At 68.0% G+C, this 19,767-nt stretch carries 15 protein-coding genes and 2 tRNA genes; 12 read left to right on the top strand and 5 right to left on the bottom strand.

Going from position 1 to position 19,767, the window contains the following annotated elements; genetic code table 11:
* Window positions 1-5: 5 nt before the first annotated feature.
* Complete coding sequence (locus FQ377_RS06345) at window positions 6-545, bottom strand: hypothetical protein (RefSeq protein ID WP_148600386.1); 540 nt, start codon at window positions 543-545, stop codon at window positions 6-8.
* Window positions 546-896: 351 nt separating this feature from the next.
* Here FQ377_RS06345 and FQ377_RS06340 point away from each other — a divergent pair, with 351 nt between their 5' ends.
* The 3 genes from FQ377_RS06340 to FQ377_RS06330 all read left to right on the top strand — a co-directional run bounded on the left by FQ377_RS06340 (window position 897) and on the right by FQ377_RS06330 (window position 5,384).
* Window positions 897-3,071 carry a putative bifunctional diguanylate cyclase/phosphodiesterase gene (locus FQ377_RS06340; protein WP_187393270.1) on the top strand — a complete coding sequence of 725 codons (2,175 nt, stop codon included), beginning with the start codon at window positions 897-899 and terminating at the stop codon, window positions 3,069-3,071.
* A 60-nt stretch (window positions 3,072-3,131) separates the two neighbouring features.
* A complete protein-coding gene (locus FQ377_RS06335; RefSeq protein ID WP_148600384.1) occupies window positions 3,132-4,184 on the top strand; it encodes a 3-isopropylmalate dehydrogenase in 1,053 nt (350 codons plus the stop codon).
* 93 nt (window positions 4,185-4,277) lie between these two features.
* Window positions 4,278-5,384 (top strand): branched-chain amino acid aminotransferase, encoded by a 1,107-nt coding sequence (locus FQ377_RS06330; protein WP_148600383.1) that lies wholly within the window; start codon window positions 4,278-4,280, stop codon window positions 5,382-5,384.
* Between the two features lie 30 nt (window positions 5,385-5,414).
* On the opposite strand, the gene FQ377_RS06325 is transcribed toward FQ377_RS06330, so the two are convergent.
* Together FQ377_RS06325 and FQ377_RS06320 are read right to left on the bottom strand one after the other, a co-directional pair.
* On the bottom strand, window positions 5,415-6,986 hold the full coding sequence (locus FQ377_RS06325) for a putative bifunctional diguanylate cyclase/phosphodiesterase (RefSeq protein ID WP_148600382.1): 1,572 nt from the start codon (window positions 6,984-6,986) through the stop codon (window positions 5,415-5,417).
* Between the two features lie 213 nt (window positions 6,987-7,199).
* Entirely contained in the window at window positions 7,200-8,237 is a 1,038-nt protein-coding gene (locus tag FQ377_RS06320) for a hypothetical protein (protein ID WP_148600381.1), read from the bottom strand.
* A 543-nt stretch (window positions 8,238-8,780) separates the two neighbouring features.
* On the opposite strand from FQ377_RS06320, the gene FQ377_RS06315 reads away from it, so the two are divergent.
* From FQ377_RS06315 to FQ377_RS14985, 7 genes are all read left to right on the top strand, one after another.
* Window positions 8,781-9,554, top strand: coding sequence for a fumarylacetoacetate hydrolase family protein (locus FQ377_RS06315; RefSeq protein WP_148600380.1), 774 nt, complete (start codon window positions 8,781-8,783; stop codon window positions 9,552-9,554).
* A 75-nt stretch (window positions 9,555-9,629) separates the two neighbouring features.
* Window positions 9,630-11,138 carry a glutamate--tRNA ligase gene (gene gltX, locus FQ377_RS06310; RefSeq protein ID WP_148600379.1) on the top strand — a complete coding sequence of 503 codons (1,509 nt, stop codon included), beginning with the start codon at window positions 9,630-9,632 and terminating at the stop codon, window positions 11,136-11,138.
* Between the two features lie 3 nt (window positions 11,139-11,141).
* On the top strand, window positions 11,142-11,909 hold the full coding sequence (locus FQ377_RS06305) for an HAD family hydrolase (protein ID WP_262364309.1): 768 nt from the start codon (window positions 11,142-11,144) through the stop codon (window positions 11,907-11,909).
* 69 nt (window positions 11,910-11,978) lie between these two features.
* Window positions 11,979-12,050 (top strand) — tRNA-Gln (locus FQ377_RS06300).
* A 67-nt stretch (window positions 12,051-12,117) separates the two neighbouring features.
* Window positions 12,118-12,190, top strand: a tRNA-Glu gene (locus FQ377_RS06295).
* Between the two features lie 152 nt (window positions 12,191-12,342).
* Window positions 12,343-14,106 carry a dynamin family protein gene (locus FQ377_RS06290; RefSeq protein ID WP_148600377.1) on the top strand — a complete coding sequence of 588 codons (1,764 nt, stop codon included), beginning with the start codon at window positions 12,343-12,345 and terminating at the stop codon, window positions 14,104-14,106.
* Window positions 14,103-15,971 (top strand): GTPase, encoded by a 1,869-nt coding sequence (locus FQ377_RS14985; RefSeq protein ID WP_222861845.1) that lies wholly within the window; start codon window positions 14,103-14,105, stop codon window positions 15,969-15,971. Before FQ377_RS06290 ends, FQ377_RS14985 begins: the two co-directional genes overlap by 4 nt.
* Before the next feature lie 26 nt (window positions 15,972-15,997).
* Here the strand turns inward: FQ377_RS14985 and FQ377_RS06280 are convergent, their stop codons facing one another.
* The gene (locus FQ377_RS06280) at window positions 15,998-16,645 is read right to left on the bottom strand and encodes an MBL fold metallo-hydrolase (protein WP_148600376.1); all 648 of its coding nucleotides are present in this window, start codon (window positions 16,643-16,645) and stop codon (window positions 15,998-16,000) included.
* Window positions 16,646-16,745: 100 nt separating this feature from the next.
* Window positions 16,746-17,465 carry an IclR family transcriptional regulator gene (locus FQ377_RS06275; RefSeq protein WP_148600375.1) on the bottom strand — a complete coding sequence of 240 codons (720 nt, stop codon included), beginning with the start codon at window positions 17,463-17,465 and terminating at the stop codon, window positions 16,746-16,748.
* Between the two features lie 148 nt (window positions 17,466-17,613).
* On the opposite strand from FQ377_RS06275, the gene leuC reads away from it, so the two are divergent.
* Both leuC and leuD read left to right on the top strand, forming a co-directional pair.
* Window positions 17,614-19,080 carry a 3-isopropylmalate dehydratase large subunit gene (gene leuC, locus FQ377_RS06270; protein WP_148600374.1) on the top strand — a complete coding sequence of 489 codons (1,467 nt, stop codon included), beginning with the start codon at window positions 17,614-17,616 and terminating at the stop codon, window positions 19,078-19,080.
* A gap of 9 nt (window positions 19,081-19,089) precedes the next feature.
* Window positions 19,090-19,689 carry a 3-isopropylmalate dehydratase small subunit gene (gene leuD / locus FQ377_RS06265; protein ID WP_148600373.1) on the top strand — a complete coding sequence of 200 codons (600 nt, stop codon included), beginning with the start codon at window positions 19,090-19,092 and terminating at the stop codon, window positions 19,687-19,689.
* Window positions 19,690-19,767: the final 78 nt, after the last annotated feature.

Below are 19,767 nucleotides of genomic sequence, written 5' to 3'. Positions count from 1 at the left end.
CGGACTCAGCGCTGCAGGAACCGAGCGGCGGCGGTGGCGGTCATGACGCGTGCCACAGACTCCTGCTGCGCCCTGGCGTCCGTCAACAGCTGCTCGAGCGCGGTCCGGTCGAGAGCCGGCCCACCGTCCGGCGTCGCGGTCCCCGGCGGCAGGGCCAGCAGGGTGGCCCACATGCACTCCTTGACCTTGAGCAGGGACAGCAGAGCCTCGAGCTCGAGCTGCGCTCCCGCGCTCGCCGTCCGTCGGCGGGGATTCAACGGATTGTGGGCCGAGAGAACCGACAGGCCGCGCGCCAGAGTCTGCTTGAGCAGGCTCGGCCGGTGCCCCAGTGTCCTGATCAGCCGCTTGAGGCCCGACCGTTCCTCGCGGATGCTCATCCGCAGCCGGGCGAAGTCCTCCTCGTACGGGGTTCCGGACCACGAGGTGTGCGCTGCGTCGAACAGGCGTACGCCGTTCGTGGCACCGACGAGGTGCAGTTCCAGGTACGGGTAGAGCGTCGAGGGGTCCAGCCGGCGCATCGGTGTCCTTGCCGTATCCGGCATCATGGGGTTCCTTCCGTTCGTGTCCGGTTCACCCTAGGACACCCCGAACCCTGGACGGAACCGTGCCTCCTCCTCCCGACCCGAGGATGTGTGGTGCGTCTCACTCAGCGGACCGCTCGGCCCGGGCCCTTGGGCTGTCCTCCACGTGCGGATTCGGTATCTTCTCTTACCGTTTCCGGCCAGATGCCGAGAGGGAGAAGGAACAGGAGCAGCGCCGCTGCAGATCCGCCGTTGAAGGACAGTGCGGGAAAAATGATGAATACGGTCGCGGATGCCGCACACGTGTCGGGCCCAACGCCTGCTGCCAAGTGGGCGGGCCACCGGTTGCCCCTCCGTCGAACACGGCTATGGCTGATGGGCACCATCGCCGGCCTGCTGGTCCTGTTCGTTCTCGCCCTGGTGGCGGGACCACAGGACGGGTCCGACGTGCGCACCACGAGCAGTATCGGCAACGCGTTGAACCTGTCACTGGCGGGACTGTGCTGGATCGTGGTGATCCGCGCGCGCGTGCACCGTGCGCCCCTGGTCCTCGGGGCGTCGGCGGTCAGTGCCTTTGCGCTCGCCGACCTGTACTTCGTTCTGGCGCTCGACGGCTCGGCCGCGATCGGCTTCAATGTGGTGTCCGATGTCGGATATTTGCTGTTCTACCCCCTGGTCATCTCGGCCCTCATGGTTTTGGTGGCACCGCAGATGCGTCGTTCACACTGGCCCGTGCTGCTGGACGGCGTCGTCGCCGTCTCCGGAGCGGCTGCGGTGATGGTGGTGGTGCTGGTACCACTGCTGGCGCCCATCGCGGATCGATCCTCCTTCGATGCGTTGATCGCCGGAGCGTACGTGGTCTTCGACGTCTCGGTCCTCGCCCTGTTGGCGGGCATGCTCGGCTGCCGCGGGGCCTACGTGGGGAAGCGATGGCCCTTCCTGGTGGCCGGACTCCTGCTCTTCTCCCTCACCGATGTGCTGTACGCCCTCGAGCTCACGGATTACGTGCTGGGCACGCCGATGGATGTCGGTTGGGCCCTTGGCATGGCCCTCGTGACGGTGTGGCTCGATGATGCCGCGACGGCCCGGACCCCTCCGGTGGACGGTGCGTCAGCACTGGTCGCACCGCTCGTGGCGACCGCCGCCGCGCTGGGCGTTCTCATTCTCGGTACCAGGAACGAGGTCCCGGTCCCGGCGGTGATGCTCGCCGCCTGCACGCTGGCGCTTTCCGCTATGCCACTCATCTTCCGTCACCGTCTGCTGCAGTCGTTGGCACGCACGGATGAACTGACCGGACTGCGCAACCGTCGGGCACTGCACACTGATGGGCCACGACTGGTACAGGGGAGTGTCTCCGGCGCGCTCCTGCTGATCGACCTGGACCAGTTCAAGCACGTCAACGACGGCCTGGGGCACGACGCCGGAGATCAGCTGCTGAAACAGGTCTCGGGCAGGATCGGCGCGGTACTGCACCGGACAGACCTGTTCGCTCGGCTCGGGGGTGACGAGTTCGCCGTCGTGCTCCCGGGCATCGACAGGGACGCAGCCCTGGGCACCGTTGCGCGCCTCAGGTCCGCGTTCGACACACCGTTCCTCATGGGCAATGCGTCCTTGGCGATCAGCGCGAGTTTCGGGGTGTCGTTGTTCCCATTGCACGGTACCGAGCTGGGGGTTCTGCTGCGTCGGGCCGACATCGCCATGTTCCGGGCAAAAGCGGAGCATTCGGGCTTCCACGTCTACGGGAGCGAGGATCATGACGACGGCGCGGCGCGGCTGCGTAGACTGGCCCAGTTTCGTACCGCGCTTTCGGGTAACGAGTTGGTGCTGCATTATCAGCCGAAGGTCGATCCGACCACCTCCGCGGTGACCGGCGTCGAGGCCCTAGTGCGCTGGAATCACCCGGTACATGGTCTGCTTCTCCCTGATGCGTTCCTCGGTCTGGCTGAGGAAGCCGGGCTCATGCCGCAACTCACCGAGGTGGTCCTGGCGCAGGCGATGGATCAGCTGGTCCGTTGGCGAGACACGGGCACTGCTCTGAGTGTGGCCGTGAATTTCTCCACCACCTGCATCGATGACGAGCTGCCGCAACGTATCGAGGGCATGCTCGCCGGTCGAGACCTGGAACCCTCGAGCCTGGTACTGGAGATCACCGAGCAGATGCTGATGAAGGATGGGGCGCGGACGGCCGAAGTCCTCCACCAACTCCGGGCCAAGGGCGTCAGGGTCTCGATCGACGATTTCGGATCGGGATACTCGTCGCTTGCCTATCTGCGGGATCTGCCGGTGGACGAACTCAAACTGGACCGGGCGTTCCTGATCCACGTGCACCAGGACCAGCGCGCCGCCAGCCTCGTGTCCTCCATCATCACCCTGGCGCACGGGCTGGGCCTGGAGGTCGTCGCCGAAGGGGTGAAAACGCCCGAGGACTACAGCGTGCTCGCCGGTCAGGGCTGTGACGTGGTGCAGGGGTACCACATCCTGCCTCCCGTCCCCGCCTCGGAGCTCGCCGCATGGCTGACCAGCAGGCGGGCCCTCCTGGCCGCCGGCTGAGGTGCGTCTCACCCAGCGGACCGATTATCGCGTTCCCCGGGCCTTTCATACGCTGGGTCCATGACTGCTCCCCCGTCCCACCTCGACATCGCCGTCATCCCGGGAGACGGGATCGGCCCCGAAGTCACCAGGGAGGCGGTGAAGGTGCTGCGCGCCGTCACGGGCGCCGACGTCGAGCTCCACCTGACCGACTACGAGTTGGGCGCCGATCACTGGCTGGCCACGGGGGAAACCCTGCCCGATACGACGCTCGAACAGCTGAGAAGTCACGATGCCATCCTCTTCGGTGCGGTGGGCGCAGCCCCGGGTGACACACGGGTGCCCTCCGGCCTCATCGAACGCGAGTTCCTCCTCAAACTCCGCTTCTCGCTCGACCACTTCGTCAATCTGCGGCCCTCCCGGCTCTACAGCGGGGTCCCGAGCCCGCTCGCAGCTCCAGGAGACATCGACTTCGTGGTGGTACGCGAGGGGACGGAGGGTCCGTACACCGGCAACGGTGGGACGCTGCGCGGCGGCACGCCGCACGAGGTGGCCACCGAGGTCTCGCTGAACACCGCACACGGTGTGGAGCGTGTGGTGCGGGACGCCTTCATGCGGGCGGCGGCCCGGCGCGGCAGGCTGACACTGGTCCACAAGCACAACGTCCTCGTGTACGCGGGGCACCTGTGGAGGCGCACGGTCGAGGCGGTCGCCGTCGAGTTCCCGGACGTGACGCACGACTACCTCCATGTGGACGCGGCCATGATCTTCCTCGTCACGGATCCCTCCCGCTTCGACGTGATCGTCACGGACAATCTGTTCGGCGACATCGTCACCGACCTCGCGGCGGCGGTCACAGGTGGTATCGGGCTCGCAGCCTCGGCGAATCTCAACATGGACCGTACGGCTCCGTCCATGTTCGAGCCCGTCCACGGCTCCGCACCCGACATTGCGGGCCAGCAGTTGGCCGACCCGACGGCCTCCATCCTCTCCGCGGCGCTCCTGCTGCGGCACCTCGGCCTGCAGGATCCCGCCACGCGCATCGAGCGCGCCGTCGAGGAGGACATCGCCGCGCGATCCGGCCGCCGCAGCACAGCGGCCGTAGGCGATGCGATCACCGCTATGGTGTCCTAAAGTGGTTACACATCATTAACGCAGTGCCACGGCACTGATCATCGACGGGCGACGGCGGCCCTGCCGCGAATCGTCCGTTCCAGCGGAGGAATCATGGCAGCCACCGATACCCACTTTGCCCAGCACCTGTCGACGAAGCGGGTCCCGGCGGCGGAGCGGGAGGCGATCCTGGCCGATCCGGGCTTCGGGAACCACTTCACCGACCACACCGCGATCGTCGACTTCAGCGCGGACACCTCCGGTGCCGGATCCTGGCACGATGCACGTGTGGAGCCCTACGGTCCCATCGCGCTCGATCCTGCGGCCGGCGTCCTGCACTACGGGCAGGAGATCTTCGAGGGAATGAAGGCCTACCGTCACGAGGACGGCTCTATCTGGACCTTCCGCCCCGATGCCAACGCCGCACGGCTGAACCGCTCCGCCCGGAGGCTCGCCCTTCCGGAGCTGCCGGAAGAGCTCTTCCTGGAGTCGCTGCGGCAATTGGTCGCGGCCGATCAGGACTGGGTGCCCACGCGGGAGGGCGACAGCCTGTATCTGCGTCCGTTCATGATCGCCACCGAGGCGTTCCTCGGCGTCCGTCCTGCCCGCGAGGTGTCCTTCCGCGTGATCGCCTCCCCGGCGGGCAACTACTTCGGCGGAGAGGTGAAGCCCGTCGACATCTGGGTCTCGCGCACCTACGCACGGGCCGGGCGTGGCGGTACGGGGGCGGCCAAGGCCGGCGGGAACTACGCCTCGTCGCTGATCGCCCAGCTGGAGGCGGAGGCGCACGGCTGCAAGCAGGTCCTGTTCCTCGACCAGTTCAATGACAATGCCGTCGAGGAACTCGGCGGCATGAACGTGTTCTTCGTGTTCCGCGACGGGTCACTCGTGACGCCGGCGCTCTCCGGTACCATCCTCGAGGGCATTACGCGCTCCTCCGTGATCCAGCTCGGACGCGACCGCGGTCTCGACGTCAGCGAGCGCACCATCACGCTGGACGAGTGGCGCGACGGCGTCGCCTCCGGAGACATCACCGAGGTCTTCGCCTGCGGAACGGCGGCGGTCATCACGCCGATCGGACGACTGCGCGACGGCGACGAGATGATCGGTACCGCCGATGCTCCGGCCGGTGAGGTGACCATGTCGATCCGCAGCCAGCTCCTCGGCATCCAGGCCGGGCTCCTCGAGGATCCCCACGGCTGGCTCACGCGCCTGGTGTGACCGACCACGCGGTCACGGTCTCCCGCTGAATCAGCGGGAGACCGTGATCTCCGGATCGTCGACGGCCTCGCCCAACCCGAGATATCGGGTGCCCGCGAGTAGCGCTGCCGTCTCGTCGGCGGCCATGGGGTGGCAGAAGAAGAACCCCTGACCGCTGTTGCATCCGAGTGCTCTCAGCTGATCGGCCTGTTCCTGCGTCTCGATTCCCTCGAAGACCGCTTCGAGGCCGGCGGCCCTGATCAGCTGCAGGATCGCCGCGACGAACTCGAGCTGACCGGGTCGTGTGTTGAGCTCGGAGAGCAGGGATCGATCCACCTTGACCATGCTGACCGGCAGCTCGCGGAGATAGCTGATCGACGAGTAGCCCGTCCCGAAATCGTCGATCTCGATCCCCACCCCGAGCTGCTGCAGGCTCAAGAGGGAGTACATCTCCACTTCGCCCCGTGTGACGATCGCCGTCTCGGTGATCTCGACGACAAGACTGCAGGCCGGCACCTCGAGCTCGCGCAGCAGGGCACGCACGTAGTCCACGAGGTCGAGCTGCTTGAGTTCGACGGCGGAGAGATTGACCCGGAGCTGGAAGTCGTCGTCGAGCTTGAGCTCCCGCCTCCACCGGGCGAGCTCGCGCAGGGAGGTGGACATCACCCACCGATCAAGATCATGGATGACCCCGATCTCCTCGGCGAGGGGGATGAACGTGTCGGGCGGGATCAGCCCGCGCACCGGGTGCTGCCAGCGGACGAGGACCTCCACACCGAGGATCCGGTTGGTCGCGAGCTCGACCACGGGCTGGTAATGCAGCACCAGTTCGTCGGACCTGATGGCATCGCGTAGCTCGGTGGCCATCTGGCTGCGGAGCTGGCGCGAGTAGAGCATGACCGGTTGGAAGACCTTGATGATGCTGCGGCCCTCGCGCTTCGCCGCGTACATGGCCGTGTCGGCGTCGAGGAGCAGCTCCTCCGCGCTCTGGTTCGGTGTGCCCAGGCGAACGCCGATACTGGCCCGGCAGTGGATGTCGACGGCGTCGAGCCGGATCTGCTGGCCGAGAGCCTCCACGGCGCGGCGGGCAACCTGCAGGGCGAGATCCATGGTCGCTCCCGGAAGGAGGATGGCGAATTCGTCCCCACCGAGCCGCGCCACGATGTCGCTTTCGCGCACCACGCCGGCCAGGCGCCGTGCCACTTCCTGCAGCACCCGATCACCAGCATCGTGACCGAAGCGGTCGTTGACGTTCTTGAAACTGTCGAGATCGAGGAGCAGGAGAGCCGGGGGCGGTGCTCCGTCCACCGCCTGCCCGAGAGCCTCCTCGATGCCGTCCATCAGGGCGACCCGGTTGGCGACGCCGGTGAGGGCGTCGGACATGGCCATCTTCATCATGTCCAGATGGGCTTGGCGGAGCATGGCCGTGCGGCTCTCCACCCGCTTCTCGAACTGCTCGTACACCTGCTGGAGTTCCTCGGCGAGCAGATTCACGCCGGCGATGACGGCGTCGACCTCGTCCCGGGCGCTGGAGGGCTCAAGGCGACTGCTGAGCTCTCCCTTGGAGAGCCGCACGATGCTGTCGACCAGCATCGCGAGTCGAGGATCCTTGTCTACACTCATCAGATTGAGCCTACCTCCAGGAAAACGCCGAGCGGCTGGATGAACATTCGCCGCGCAAAAACTGCGTGTTGGCGTTGGGCGGGCAAGAAGGGGAGCGCATGAGAAGACCCCGACCGGTGTGGGAGAAATGGGGGACATCGCCCAGACCGGTCAGGGTCCGACGACCACTCTAAGGCATCCGGGGCCGTGACGGGAGATGGACCCCGTTTCCTGTTACTCCCGACGCCGGAGGCTCTCGATCAGTTCCCGGGCAGCTGTTGCCCGGTCCTCGGCACCGGACTGGAGGAAGAGCTCCTCACTGAGTTCGAGATTCGCGGTCGCTCCTGCCTTGTTGCCGAGCCCGCTCAGCGCCTGTCCCAGGAGGAAGTGTGCCTGGGCGGCCGTATGCGACGCTACGAGATCCTTGTTGGCGACCACGGAGCGGAGGAGGTCGGCCGAGGCCTCGAACTGGCCCGTGAGGACGAGCCAGTGGGCGCGGGTGAGCTTCAGTTCCTCGTGATCGCGCTCCGTGCCTCCGACGATGGAGCTGGCGAGCTCTGCCCGCTCGATGCACTCGAGAGTTTCAGGCTCTACTACCCCGGCGGCGAGGCGTACTTGAGCGGAGCCATGGTTGAAGCGCGCCCAAAGATCTAAGTCATTCGTTGGCGACAGTGTTTTCGCTGCCCACCGATGGTAATCGATGCCATCGTCGGTCCTCTGCAGGAGGAAAGCAACGTTTCCGATTGCCCAGTAGGACTGTCCTGCGTAAGGGCTCTCAGGATTTGACGAAAGCAGCTCAGCAAGACTCCTACTCTGCTGCCAAGCAGCTTCCAATCGGCCACTCTCGGCAAGAGCGGCGATGAGCGCATTCTGTGCTTCTATACGGATAGATGGCTCGTTCGGTTCGGCCGTCGAATCCTGCACGGCCGACTTTGCAGCTTCGATAGCCAGATCCAGGTCCCCCCTGCCCTGCAGAGCGAAGGCGGCGAGCGTCGAGACCCGAGCACTGAGCGCGGTGGACTGGCTTGTCAGCGGGTGGACAGCAAGATCGTCGGCGAAGGCTTTGGACTCGTCCATACGGCCCTGTTTACGCAGGCACTCGGCAACTATGAAGGTGGCGTTCCAGTAGCCGATGCTGTCTTCCTCGATGGCCGCGCAGTCTGCCATCTCCATTGCGAATGCCTGCGCTTGCTCGTAGTTCCGCTCATTCCAGGCGGAACGAGTCTGCAGTTCAAGCATCAGTCTCTGCTCGGGGGGCTTCTGCTCAGTCATCTCTAAGTGACGCTTTCGATGGTGGGGGCTGCCGTCTCAAGTATCCCGTCGATGAGCTCGAAGAAGCTCATTTACAGAAATCCAAAGAAAAGCCGTGTCGGTGTTACCAAAGTGACTGGTGTGGCTTACGATGAATCTTGGATCCAACGTGTTATCACGCGCGATACCATCTAGGCGTTAAACCGACTACTAAAGGATTTCCTCATGAAGCGACTCACCTCCGCACTCGTTCTTGCAGCCCTGCTCGTCACCGGAAGCGCAGCAGCCGCGAGCGCTGCGCCAGCCAAGCCAGGTACTACTGCCCCCGTATCATCGGTCGATCGTGTGGGCGCTTGGCCGTTCTAAGCACTGTCGGCCGCAAGAGGCCACTTGTAAGGCATCAGGCCATTCGCACGGCCTGAGCAGACGTATACCGCGGGCACCCTCCACTGGGGAGGGAGTGTCCGCGGTATCTGTTTAAGCCCCCGGGCGTCTCGGAAGGATGCTCACCACCGCGGAACATGGAGTGCCAGAGCGGTCAGGCCGAGCGCTAGGCTTGGCGTCATGCGAATCGCGCGCTTTGTCGTACAGGATGACCCGATGTTCGGAGTGGTCGAGGGTGCCACCGGGAGTGAGGAGATCGCCGTCATCCAGGGCGACCCCTTCTACAACGGAGTGGAACTCACGGGTGCCCGCCACGCACTCGAGGATGTCAGGCTCCTCGCCCCGGTGATCCCACGGAGCAAGGTGGTGGGCGTGGGGCGGAACTATGCCGACCACATCCAGGAGATGGGGGGAAAGGCCCCTGCCGCGCCCCTCCTGTTCCTCAAGCCGAACACCTCGGTCGTCGGCCCCGGTGATCCCGTCATGCTTCCGTCTTTCTCGGACCAGATCTCCTACGAGGCCGAGCTCGCCATCGTCATAGGACGGATCTGCAAGGATGTTCCGCTGGAGCGCGTCGACGACGTCGTGTTCGGCTACACCTGCGCCAACGACTTCACGGCGCGGGACGTGCAGCGGACCGACGACCAGTGGGCGCGGGCCAAGGGCTTCGACACGTCCTGCCCCATCGGCCCCTGGATCGAGACGGATCTGGACCCGGACAACCTGAGGATCACAGGATCCCTCGACGGCGAGCTACGGCAGGAGGGATCCACCAGCGACATGATCTGGGGAGCCCGCGAGCTCGTGGCCTACGTCTCGCAGGCCTTCACACTGCTGCCGGGTGACCTCATCCTCACCGGGACACCCGCCGGAGTGGGTCTGATCACCGACGGCCAGCGGTACGACGTCGACATCGAGGGCATCGGACGCCTGTCCAACACCGCCAGGCGCTGAGTGCCCGGCCGCTCGCGACGACGGGCACCCGAGGGCGCTGCGGGTGATGGTGCTCCCCTTTAGACTGGGGCCATCATGACTATTGCCGCCGAAGTACCGACCGTCACCGATGTCACGCCCGTCAGGGTCCGATTCTGCCCGTCTCCCACGGGCACCCCGCACGTGGGACTGATCAGGACGGCGCTCTTCAACTGGGCCTATGCGCGCCACACCGGGGGGAAGCTGGTCTTCCGCATCGAGGACACCGATGCCGCCCGTGACAGCGAGGAGAGCTACCAGCAGTTGCTGGAAGCCATGACCTGGCTCGGTATCGACTGGGACGAAGGCGTCGAGGTGGGGGGTCCCCATGCCCCCTACCGCCAGTCGGAGCGCGGTGAGCTGTACCGGGACGTGATCGAGCGGCTGGTCGAGGCCGGTCACCTCTACGAGTCCTTCTCCACACCCGAGGAGGTCGAGACCCGTCATCGGGCTGCGGGACGAGACGTGAAGCTCGGCTATGACAACCATGACCGCACCCTCACCGAGGAGCGGAAGCAGGACTTGCGCGACGAGGGTCGCTCACCGGTGCTGCGACTGCGGATGCCGGACGAGGACATCACCTTCCACGATCTCGTCCGCGGGGAGATCACGTTCCGTGCCGGCAGCGTGCCCGACTTCGCCGTCGTGCGCGCCAACGGAGCGCCCCTCTACACCCTCGTCAACCCGGTCGACGACGCCCTCATGGGTATCACGCACATCCTCCGGGGCGAGGACCTGCTCTCGTCCACCCCGCGGCAGGTGGCCCTGTACCGGGCGCTGATCGACATCGGAGTGGCACCCTACATGCCGTTGTTCGGACACCTGCCCTACGTGATGGGGCAGGGTAACAAGAAGCTGTCCAAGCGCGATCCCGAGTCCAACCTGTTCCTGCACCGAGAGCGCGGCTTCATCCGCGAAGGGCTCCTGAACTATCTTTCCCTGCTCGGCTGGAGTCTCTCGGCCGACGAGGACATCTTCACCGTGGAGCAGCTCGTCGAGGCCTTCGACGTCCGCGACGTACTCGCCAATCCTGCGCGTTTCGATCTCAAGAAAGCCGAGGCGATCAACGGTACCCACGTGCGATTGCTGGATCCCGCCGAGTTCCGCAGCAGGCTCCTGCCCTATCTCGCGGCGGCCGGCATCATCGGGTCCGAGCCCAGCGAGGCCGAGTTGAGGACGATCGCGGAGGCGGCGCCGCTCATTCAGGAGCGCATCACCCTGCTCGGGGAGGCTCCCGAGATGCTCGGCTTCCTCTTCAAGGCCGATGACGCCGTCGATATCGCGGACGATGCCCGGAAGGCCCTGCCGGAGAACTCCGGCGAGGTGCTCGACGCCGCGCTGACAGCACTCGCGGGTGTAGAGACCTGGGACGCGGAGTCACTGCAGGCCGCACTCCGGAGCGCGCTCGTGGACGCGCTGGGGCTGAAGCCGAGGCTCGCCTTCGGCCCCGTCCGTACGGCCATCTCCGGTCGCAGGGTCTCGCCCCCGCTCTTCGAGTCGATGGTGATCCTCGGCCGGGAGTCCTCGCTCGCCCGGGTGCGGGCGCTGCGATCGACGGCGGCCTGACCGGTGCAGCACGCCGGATCCGCCTCATTGTCCGCCCTCGACGTGGAGGGGGTGCTCTTCGACATCGACGACACCCTCGTCGACCTGGAGCAGGCGATGGGGGACACGTTGCAGTCCATCCCCGACCGTGCCCTCGACCACCTCGACGACGATGGCTGGGCGCAGTACAAGGCGCTGTTCACCGCCGACCCCCAGCGGCACTATGAGCGCTTCCTCGCGGGCGAGGTCAGCTTCCGCGAGCAGCGGATCCACCGCGTCCGCCATGCGCGGGCCGGCCTGACGGCGGAGCCCTTCCTCGGTGTCGCCGTCGAGGCCTGGGAGCGCTCCTACGAGCAGACGCTCCCGCTGCATTTCCGTGCGTACGACGACGCGGACGCCCTGCTCGACGCCCTCGACGCCCGGGGTATCCCCTTCGGAGCCGTGAGCAACAACGTGCACGACTATCAGCGGGCGAAGCTGGATCGCTCGGGACTGTCACGGATCGAGGTGCTCGTGGGCATCGACACCGTCGGCGCTGCCAAGCCCGACCCCGCCATCTACCTCGAGGGCGCACGGCTGATCGGAACGAAGCCGGAGCGGACGCTGTATGTGGGGGACAATCTGCTCCTCGACGCCATCGGGGCCACGTCGGCGGGCCTGGTGGGCGTCTGGCTCGACCGCGCGGGCGTGGGTGAGACGACGCCACCTGCCTCTGCAGCGGCGGATGGCAAGACCATGCCGCGCATCAGCTCGCTCTCCGACGTTTTGCAGTTCCTGCCCCCGGTCCGGTAACGTTGTTTCTCGGCGCAGAGCGGAAACGCAGCGGTAGCCCGGTTCTCCCGGGGGTCCGGCAAACGCCTGTGGGGTATGGTGTAATTGGCAACACACTGGTTTCTGGTACCAACATTCTAGGTTCGAGTCCTGGTACCCCAGCGCACTCCGATCCGCAGGATCGGAAGGCACAAGCAGTTCAACAGCAGTAGTAGCATGGAAAAGTACTGGCCCCATCGTATAGCGGCCTAGTACGCTGCCCTCTCACGGCGGTAACGCGGGTTCGAATCCCGCTGGGGTCACAGCTGTCCGAACGGACACACAGGGAAAGTCCCGGACATCACGATGTCCGGGACTTCTCTCGTTCCGGGAGGAACACCGCTCCTCCGGGGTGGGTCGCATGCGCTCGGCCGGAGGTCCCGGCTGCCCGCCGGAGGGCTGGCATGATGGAGCGATGAGCACACCTCCGCCCGTGGGCGATGCCCGCGGGATCTCCCTCGCGCTGCGTGAGGTCGGTGCCGCGCTCGGGAATCTGGCCTTCCCCCTGGATCTGGCCAGCTCCACCACCGGCCGGGAGGCAGCGGCCGCCGCCCGATCGCAACTCGACGACTACATCCTGCCGCGACTTGCCAGTGTGGATGCGCCGCTGGTGGCCGTGGTGGGCGGGTCGACCGGAGCGGGAAAATCCACGCTGGTGAACGCCCTCGCCGGGCGCGCGGTCTCCGTCACCGGAGCGGTCCGCCCCACCACTCGACAACCCCTCCTGCTCCATCATCCCGACGACGCCGGCTGGTTCGAGGACGCACGCATCCTTCCGACCCTCAGCCGGGTGCGGCTCAGCGACGACGATGGGACCCGTGTGCCCCAGGCGCCGACGTCGTCCGGCGACACCCTGCTGCTGCGGCCGGAGCCGTCCCTCCCGCCGGGCCTGGCGCTCCTCGACGCTCCGGACGTCGACTCGATCGCCGACGAGAACCGAAGACTCGCCGCCCACCTGCTGGCGGCCGCCGATCTGTGGATCTTCGTCACGACCGCGAACCGCTACGCCGATGCCGTTCCCTGGAAGCTCCTGGCCGAGGCAGGACGACGCGACGTGCTGGTCGCCGTCGTCCTCGACCGGGTGCCGCCCGGCGTCGAGGAGGAGATCAGGAGCGACCTGTTGACCCTGCTCTCCGCCGAGAAGCTCGGACACGCCCCCATCTTCGTGGTGCCCGAGGTGGCCCTCGGAGCCGACCGGATGCTGCCGCACGAGCTCGTGGAGCCCATGACGCGCTGGCTGCGGGCGCTGGCAGCGGATGCCGACGGGCGCCGGGAGATAGCACGACGCACGGTACGCGGAGCGATGAACGCGCTGGCCACACGGATCGAGGGCATCGCGGACGCCGCCGAGCAGGAGCAGACCGTGGGTGATGCGCTGCGGGCCGCGGTCGACGGCGCCTACCGGGATGCACTGGCCGGTGTCGTCGCCGCGACGGAGGACGGCAGACTGCTGCGCGGCGAGGTGCTGGCCCGCTGGCAGGACTTCGTCGGAACAGGTGAGTTCATGCGTGCCCTCGAAACGAGGGTGGGACGTGTGCGCGAGCGGATCAGCGGCTTCTTCACGGGGCGCCCGGCCCCGGCGGCCACCGTTGCCGAGGCGATAGGCAGTGAACTGCAGAGCGTCATCGTGGAACAGGCCGCACGCGCCGACGAGACGGCGCGTCGCCGGTGGCGGGCGGAGCAGGCCGGGGCAGCCCTGCTGGCCGGGGTGCCACCCTGGCGCTCCGAGGCGTTCCCCGCCGAGGTGGCCCGTGAGATCCGGGCGTGGCAACAGGACCTCCTGGAGCTCGTGCAGGCCGAGGGTGCGGGCAAGCGCTTCACCGCCCGCATGCTCTCCTTCGGCGTCAACGGGATCGCGGTGTCCCTGATGGTGGTGGTCTTCGCGTCGACCGGAGGGCTGACCGGGGGCGAGATCGGTGTGGCCGGGGTGTCCGCCGTCGCCGGCCAGAAGCTCCTCGAAGCGATCTTCGGTGACGACGCCGTCCGCCGCCTCGCCGTCGTGGCCCGGCGCAATCTCTCCCGCCGTGTGGAGGGACTCCTCGAGCGCGAGCGCGCGGACTTCGACAGCGCCCTGGAGCCCCTTGCCCGCCAGACCCCCGCAGAGGCCCTCCGGGTCCTGGCGCGGCGGCTACGCACAATGCTGCCCGCGCAGGGCGGCGCGGTCGGGGCGGAGGCATGAGCCAGAAGATAGGCGGCCACGAGCTGACCCCGGCGACGCAGCTCACCGGTGTCCTCGGCGGACTGCACCGAGCCCAGGAGCTCGGCCAGGACCGCGTGCCGGAGGACGTCCTCGATCGACTGCGGGTTGTGCTGGACCACGCGGCGGGCCGCCGGTCCCTGTCCGCCGAGCACACGGTCGTGGGCCTGTTCGGACCAACCGGGAGCGGTAAATCCTCTCTCGTCAACGCCCTCGGTGGCACTGCCGCAGCGCGCGTCGCGGCCCGGCGTCCCACGACCTCCGAACCTCTCGCCCTCGTCTGGGGCCGGGAGGGCAGCGGGGAATTGCTGGACTGGCTCGGCGTCGGCTCGCGTGTCGAGTTGCCCGACGGCGCCCCGCTCGTCGCGGGAGCTGCCGGCGCCGCCCAGGACAGCACAGATGGGACTTCCTCCGATGCGCTCCGGTCGCATCCCGCGGCCGGGTCCCGCCCGCGGGAGGACACGCCGGCGGCGCCGCGGCGTGCGAAAGGCCTGCGCGACATTCTCGGCGTCAGGCGCTGGCGTCAGGCGCTGGCGTCGGGCGCGCCGTCGGGTGAGTCGACCACGCCGAGGGACACGCAGGACACCCAGGACACGCAGGGCACGGACGTCCGCGGCGCCGGTCTGATCCTCCTCGATCTCCCGGACTTCGACTCGACCACGCAGGCCCACCGGGACGTGGTGCTGCGGCTCGCGGGCCAGGTCGATGTGCTGGTCTGGGTGGTGGATCCGCAGAAGTACGCCGACGCCGCGCTGCACCACGGCTTCCTGCGGGACCTGGCGACGCACCAGGCTGTCACCGTGGTGGCCCTCAATCAGGCGGACCGGCTGGACCAGGCTGATCTCGGCGCCGTCCTGTCCTCCCTGACCGGGATCCTCGCGGACGAGGGACTGCAGGAGGCCCCAGTGGTCCCTGTCTCGGCGCAGACCGGACAGGGAATCGAGGCACTCGCCGGCATCATCCGGGACTTCGCGCAGGGCAGGACGGCAGCGACGCTGAGGATCAGGGCCGACGCCGCCCGCGCGGCAGCGGACCTGGTCCCGTTCGTCGCGCACGATGTGGTGGCCGCACCGTCGGGCGATGCGCGGGCGGTCCTTGCCGACGAACTCGCCCAGGCTGCAGGGGTGCCGTTGGTCGTGGACGCCGTACGGAGCAGTTACCGGCGCGATGCCCACGCAGCCATGGGATGGCCGGTCACCCGGTGGCTGGCCGGATTCCGCCCGGATCCCCTCCGGCGACTCAATCTACGGCGGCAGGAGGTGCTCCCGGAGGTCCGGCGGTCGTCGATCGCGCGGGCTCAGCCCGCGCAGCGTGCCACCGTGGACCACGCCCTGCGCATCTTCGGCACGGCGGCGAGCGGCGACGTCGTCGAGCCCTGGCGGACCTCCATCCGCGAGGCTGCGCGCAGCACCACGGGCGACCTCGCGGACGCCCTCGACTCGGCTGTCACCGGGGCCGAACTGGAGACGGGCAGGCGGCGGTGGTGGGGACTCTTCGGGGCCCTTCAGTGGGTCGCCCTCGCGGCGCTCGTAGGTGGTGTGGGGTGGCTCGGAGTCCTGGCGGTCCTCGCGTTCCTGCAGCTGCCTGCGCTCGAGGTGCCGCGCGTGGAGGGATTCCCCGTGCCCACGCTACTCATTCTCGGCGGCTTCGGTGCGGGGATCCTGCTCGGTGTCGCCGCTGCGGTACTGGCACGCTGGGGAGCACGACGCCGGGCGGCGCGCGTCCGCAGAAGGCTGCTCGAGGCTTGTGCCCGGGTGGCCGACGACGTCGTGCTACACCCTGTCCTGGACGAGGTGCGGCGCTGCAACGACTTCCGGGACGCCGTCCTGTCGGTGGCGGATCGCTGACCCGGAACGGCCGTGCTGGTGATGCGTCAGGAAGGGTGAGCTGTGGTCCTGCCGATAGCGTTGTGGCCCGAACACACCCACTCCACCGCGCCGGAGCCGATGCGCTCGGCGAGCAGGCGGACGGTGTTTTCCGCGACGGGGCGGTCGTTGATGACCAGAGCGTAGAAGTCGCTCACGCTGCCGTCGGGGGCCACCTTCGCGGCGTCGCCCGTGAAGAGGACACTGCGCCACTGGTACGCGTAGTGCCCGGGCGTGTGCCCCGGGGTGGGGAAGTAGGCGAGACCGGGGAAGATCTCGCCGGTGCCACTGAGTTCACGGGCGCCCTCGGGGAAGGGGACCCGGGCGATCCGCTGCAGGATCTTCCGGAAGAGGGTCTTCGGTGCGCGCTCGCCGCGCAGGATCTCCGCGTCGGCGGCACCGATCCAGACCGTGGCTCCCAGGGCCGTCCGGAGCTGCCGGGCCAGCTGGGCGTGATCGACGTCGTAGTGCGTGAGGACGATATCGGTGATGGGCCCGGTCTGCGCCTCGCTGCCGCGCAGCTCGGCCAGGACGCCGTCGAAGCCGGAGCTCATCCCGGGGTCGATGACGGCGGCCCGACCGGCACCGGCCACCACGAAGCCGTGCGAGCCCTTCTGCTGCTCGAGGAGGTAGCAGTCCTGGTCGATGAGGCGCATGGGCTTCTTTCTATCGGGTGATCGAACAGTAGTACCGTCGGGCCCGCGGGCGGCAGGCCCGACGGCGGACTTGTGTGGGTGTGCGCGTGCGGGCGTCGGGTCAGACGGAGGTCTTGGCCACGGCGAGGGTCAGCTGTCGTCCGGCGTCGGCGACGACCTCGGCGTGGATGCGTCCGGGCTGGCGGGTGAGCCGCTCCATGGGCCCGGAGATGGAGACTGCGGCGACGACCCGCCCGGACGGACCGCGGACCGGCGCGGACACGGAGGCGACGCCGGCCTCCCGCTCGCCGAGACTCTGGGCCCAGCCGCGCCGTCGCACGCCCGCGAGCACCGTGGGCGTGAAGCGCGCCTGCTGCAGCCCCTCCAGCAGGCGGTCGTGATCCTCCCAGGCGAGGAGGCACTGGGCGGCGGAACCCGCTCGCATGGAGAGCTGGGTCCCCACGGGGATGGTGTCCCGCAGCCCCACCGGCCGTTCGGCGGACGCCACGCAGACACGCCATTCGCCCTGCCGGCGGAACAGTTGTGCGCTCTCGCCCGTCGCGTCCCGCAGGCCGAGGAGTACGGGGCCTGCGGCGGCGATGAGGCGGTCCTCGCCAGCCGCCGATGCGAGCTCCACGAGACGACTTCCGAGGACGAAGCGGCCCTGGATGTCTCGCCCCACGAGACGATGATGGGCGAGGGCGAGGGCGAGTCGGTGGACCGTGGGACGTGCCAGGCCCGTCGAGGAGACGAGCTGCGCGAGCGTGGTGGGTCCGGCCTCGAGCGCGTCGAGGAGGAGTGAGGCCTTGTCGATCACGCCGACCCCGCTAGTATTGTCCATAGGATGATATTGCCGTCTCACCATCTGAGACGCAAGTAGTTCGGGTGGCTCCGGTGATCGCGCGCTGCTTGACTGGATCCCACTGAAACCACAGTGCTGGCCGCTCCTGATCCGGGTCGGTCCGCCGGAGCAGAACAGGACGATCGTCATGGGCAAGACACTGGCCGAGAAGGTCTGGGACGCACACGTGGTCCGCAAGGGCGAGGTCGTGGGAGCGGAGGCGCAGCCGGACCTCCTCTACATCGATCTGCACCTGGTCCACGAGGTCACCTCGCCGCAGGCCTTCGAAGGCCTCCGGCTCGCGGGTCGTCCGCTGCGCAGGCCGGATCTGACGATCGCCACCGAGGACCACAACACGCCCACGCTGGACATCGACAAGCCGATCGCCGATCTGACCAGTCGGACCCAGATCGAGACACTCCGCGCCAACTGCCGGGAGTTCGGGGTGCGTCTGCACTCCCTCGGCGACGCCGAGCAGGGGATCGTCCACATCATCGGCCCGCAGCTCGGCCTGACGCAACCAGGCTTGACGGTGGTCTGCGGTGACTCCCACACGTCCACCCACGGCGCATTCGGGGCCCTCGCGATGGGCATCGGTACGTCCGAGGTGGAACACGTCATGGCCACCCAGACCCTCTCGCTCAAGCCCTTCAAGACCATGGGAATCACGGTGGAGGGCACCCTCAAGCCGGGGGTCACGTCGAAGGACATCATCCTCGCGATCATCGCGAAGATCGGTACCGGCGGGGGCCAGGGCTATGTCCTGGAGTACCGCGGCTCGGCCATCCGCTCGCTGTCGATGGAAGCGCGCATGACCATCTGCAACATGTCCATCGAGGCCGGCGCGCGAGCAGGCATGGTGGCCCCGGACGAGATCACCTTCGAGTATCTCAGGGAGCGCCCGCACGCGCCCCAGGGTGCGGAATGGGATGCCGCCCTCGCCGACTGGCGTGAGCTGCGCACCGACGACGACGCCGTGTTCGACGCCGAGGTGTTCCTCGACGCCGACGAGCTGGAGCCGTTCGTGACGTGGGGGACCAACCCGGGCCAGGGCGTGTCCCTCTCCCAGGCCGTGCCGTCACCCGACGACTTCTCGGACGAGAACGACAAGGCTGCCTGCACGCGTGCGCTCGACTACATGGCCCTCGAGGCCGGGACGCCCATGAAGGACATCCGTGTGGACACGGTCTTCCTCGGCTCCTGCACCAACAGCCGGATCGAGGACCTGCGGATCGCTGCGGACATCATCCGCGGGCGGGAGAAGGATCCGCAGATCCGCATGATGGTGGTGCCGGGGTCGGCGCGGGTCCGGCTCGAGGCTGAAGCGGAGGGCCTGGACCGGGTGTTCAAGGACTTCGGTGCCGAATGGCGCTTCGCGGGCTGCTCCATGTGCCTCGGGATGAATCCCGACCAGCTGGCGCCGGGGGAGCGGTGCGCCTCGACGTCGAACCGGAACTTCGAGGGACGACAGGGCAAGGGCGGGCGCACGCACCTCGTCTCGCCGGTTGTCGCCGCCGCCACCGCCGTGCGCGGCACCCTCAGCTCACCGTCCGATCTTGCCCCCCGGCCCGGTTCGGGTGCGCACGCCGCCGCGACCACCGTCCCCGCAACGTAGGAGCCCGCCATGGAGAAGATCACCACCCACACCGGCATCGGTGTCCCGCTGCGCCAGAGCAACATCGACACCGACCAGATCATCCCCGCGGTGTACCTGAAGCGGATCACGCGGACGGGCTTCGAGGACGCGCTCTTCGCCGAGTGGCGGAAGGACGAGTCGTTCATCCTCAACCGCGAGCCCTACGCGCGCGGCTCCGTCCTCGTGGCCGGGCCGGACTTCGGCACCGGGTCCTCCCGTGAGCACGCCGTCTGGGCCCTGAAGGACTACGGCTTCCGGGCCGTGCTCTCCTCCCGCTTCGCCGATATCTTCCGGGGCAACTCGGGCAAGCAGGGCCTGGTGGCAGCACAGGTGGCCCAGGACGACATCGAGCTCATCTGGAAGGTCCTCGAGAACGAACCGGGCACGGCCGTTACTGTCGATCTCGTCTCCCGCAGCGTGCAGTGCGGGTCCGTGAGCGCCGCGTTCCAGCTCGACGACTACACGCGCTGGCGCCTCCTCGAGGGCCTCGACGACATCGGCCTGACGCTCCGGCAGGAGGCCCACATCACCGAGTTCGAGGCACGCCGCCCCGCCCACAAGCCCACCACGCTCCCGGTCCGCACCTAGGGTCACGGCCCGGCCGCTCAGACGGGTGGGCCCGGGACTGTGCTCGGGACTGCGCCCGGGCGGCACGGTCACGCAGTA

Source organism: Arthrobacter echini (assembly GCF_008107445.1).
In the GTDB taxonomy this organism is placed as follows: domain Bacteria; phylum Actinomycetota; class Actinomycetes; order Actinomycetales; family Micrococcaceae; genus Arthrobacter_D; species Arthrobacter_D echini_A.
Note: the sequence above shows the minus strand (reverse complement) of the source record. Positions and strands in the feature narration are given on the sequence as shown.

Bases quoted from the DNA above. Each gene is read 5' to 3' on its own strand.
- leuC (WP_148600374.1), top strand. From the start codon at position 17,614: ATGGGCAAGACACTGGCCGAGAAGGTCTGGGACGCACACGTGGTCCGC.
- FQ377_RS14985 (WP_222861845.1), top strand. From the start codon at position 14,103: ATGAGCCAGAAGATAGGCGGCCACGAGCTGACCCCGGCGACGCAGCTC.
- FQ377_RS06280 (WP_148600376.1), bottom strand. From the start codon at position 16,645: ATGCGCCTCATCGACCAGGACTGCTACCTCCTCGAGCAGCAGAAGGGC.
- FQ377_RS06335 (WP_148600384.1), top strand. From the start codon at position 3,132: ATGACTGCTCCCCCGTCCCACCTCGACATCGCCGTCATCCCGGGAGAC.
- gltX (WP_148600379.1), top strand. From the start codon at position 9,630: ATGACTATTGCCGCCGAAGTACCGACCGTCACCGATGTCACGCCCGTC.
- FQ377_RS06340 (WP_187393270.1), top strand. From the start codon at position 897: ATGGGCACCATCGCCGGCCTGCTGGTCCTGTTCGTTCTCGCCCTGGTG.
- FQ377_RS06345 (WP_148600386.1), bottom strand. From the start codon at position 545: ATGATGCCGGATACGGCAAGGACACCGATGCGCCGGCTGGACCCCTCG.
- FQ377_RS06325 (WP_148600382.1), bottom strand. From the start codon at position 6,986: ATGAGTGTAGACAAGGATCCTCGACTCGCGATGCTGGTCGACAGCATC.
- leuD (WP_148600373.1), top strand. From the start codon at position 19,090: ATGGAGAAGATCACCACCCACACCGGCATCGGTGTCCCGCTGCGCCAG.
- FQ377_RS06315 (WP_148600380.1), top strand. From the start codon at position 8,781: ATGCGAATCGCGCGCTTTGTCGTACAGGATGACCCGATGTTCGGAGTG.
- FQ377_RS06320 (WP_148600381.1), bottom strand. From the start codon at position 8,237: ATGACTGAGCAGAAGCCCCCCGAGCAGAGACTGATGCTTGAACTGCAG.
- FQ377_RS06275 (WP_148600375.1), bottom strand. From the start codon at position 17,465: ATGGACAATACTAGCGGGGTCGGCGTGATCGACAAGGCCTCACTCCTC.
- FQ377_RS06290 (WP_148600377.1), top strand. From the start codon at position 12,343: ATGAGCACACCTCCGCCCGTGGGCGATGCCCGCGGGATCTCCCTCGCG.
- FQ377_RS06330 (WP_148600383.1), top strand. From the start codon at position 4,278: ATGGCAGCCACCGATACCCACTTTGCCCAGCACCTGTCGACGAAGCGG.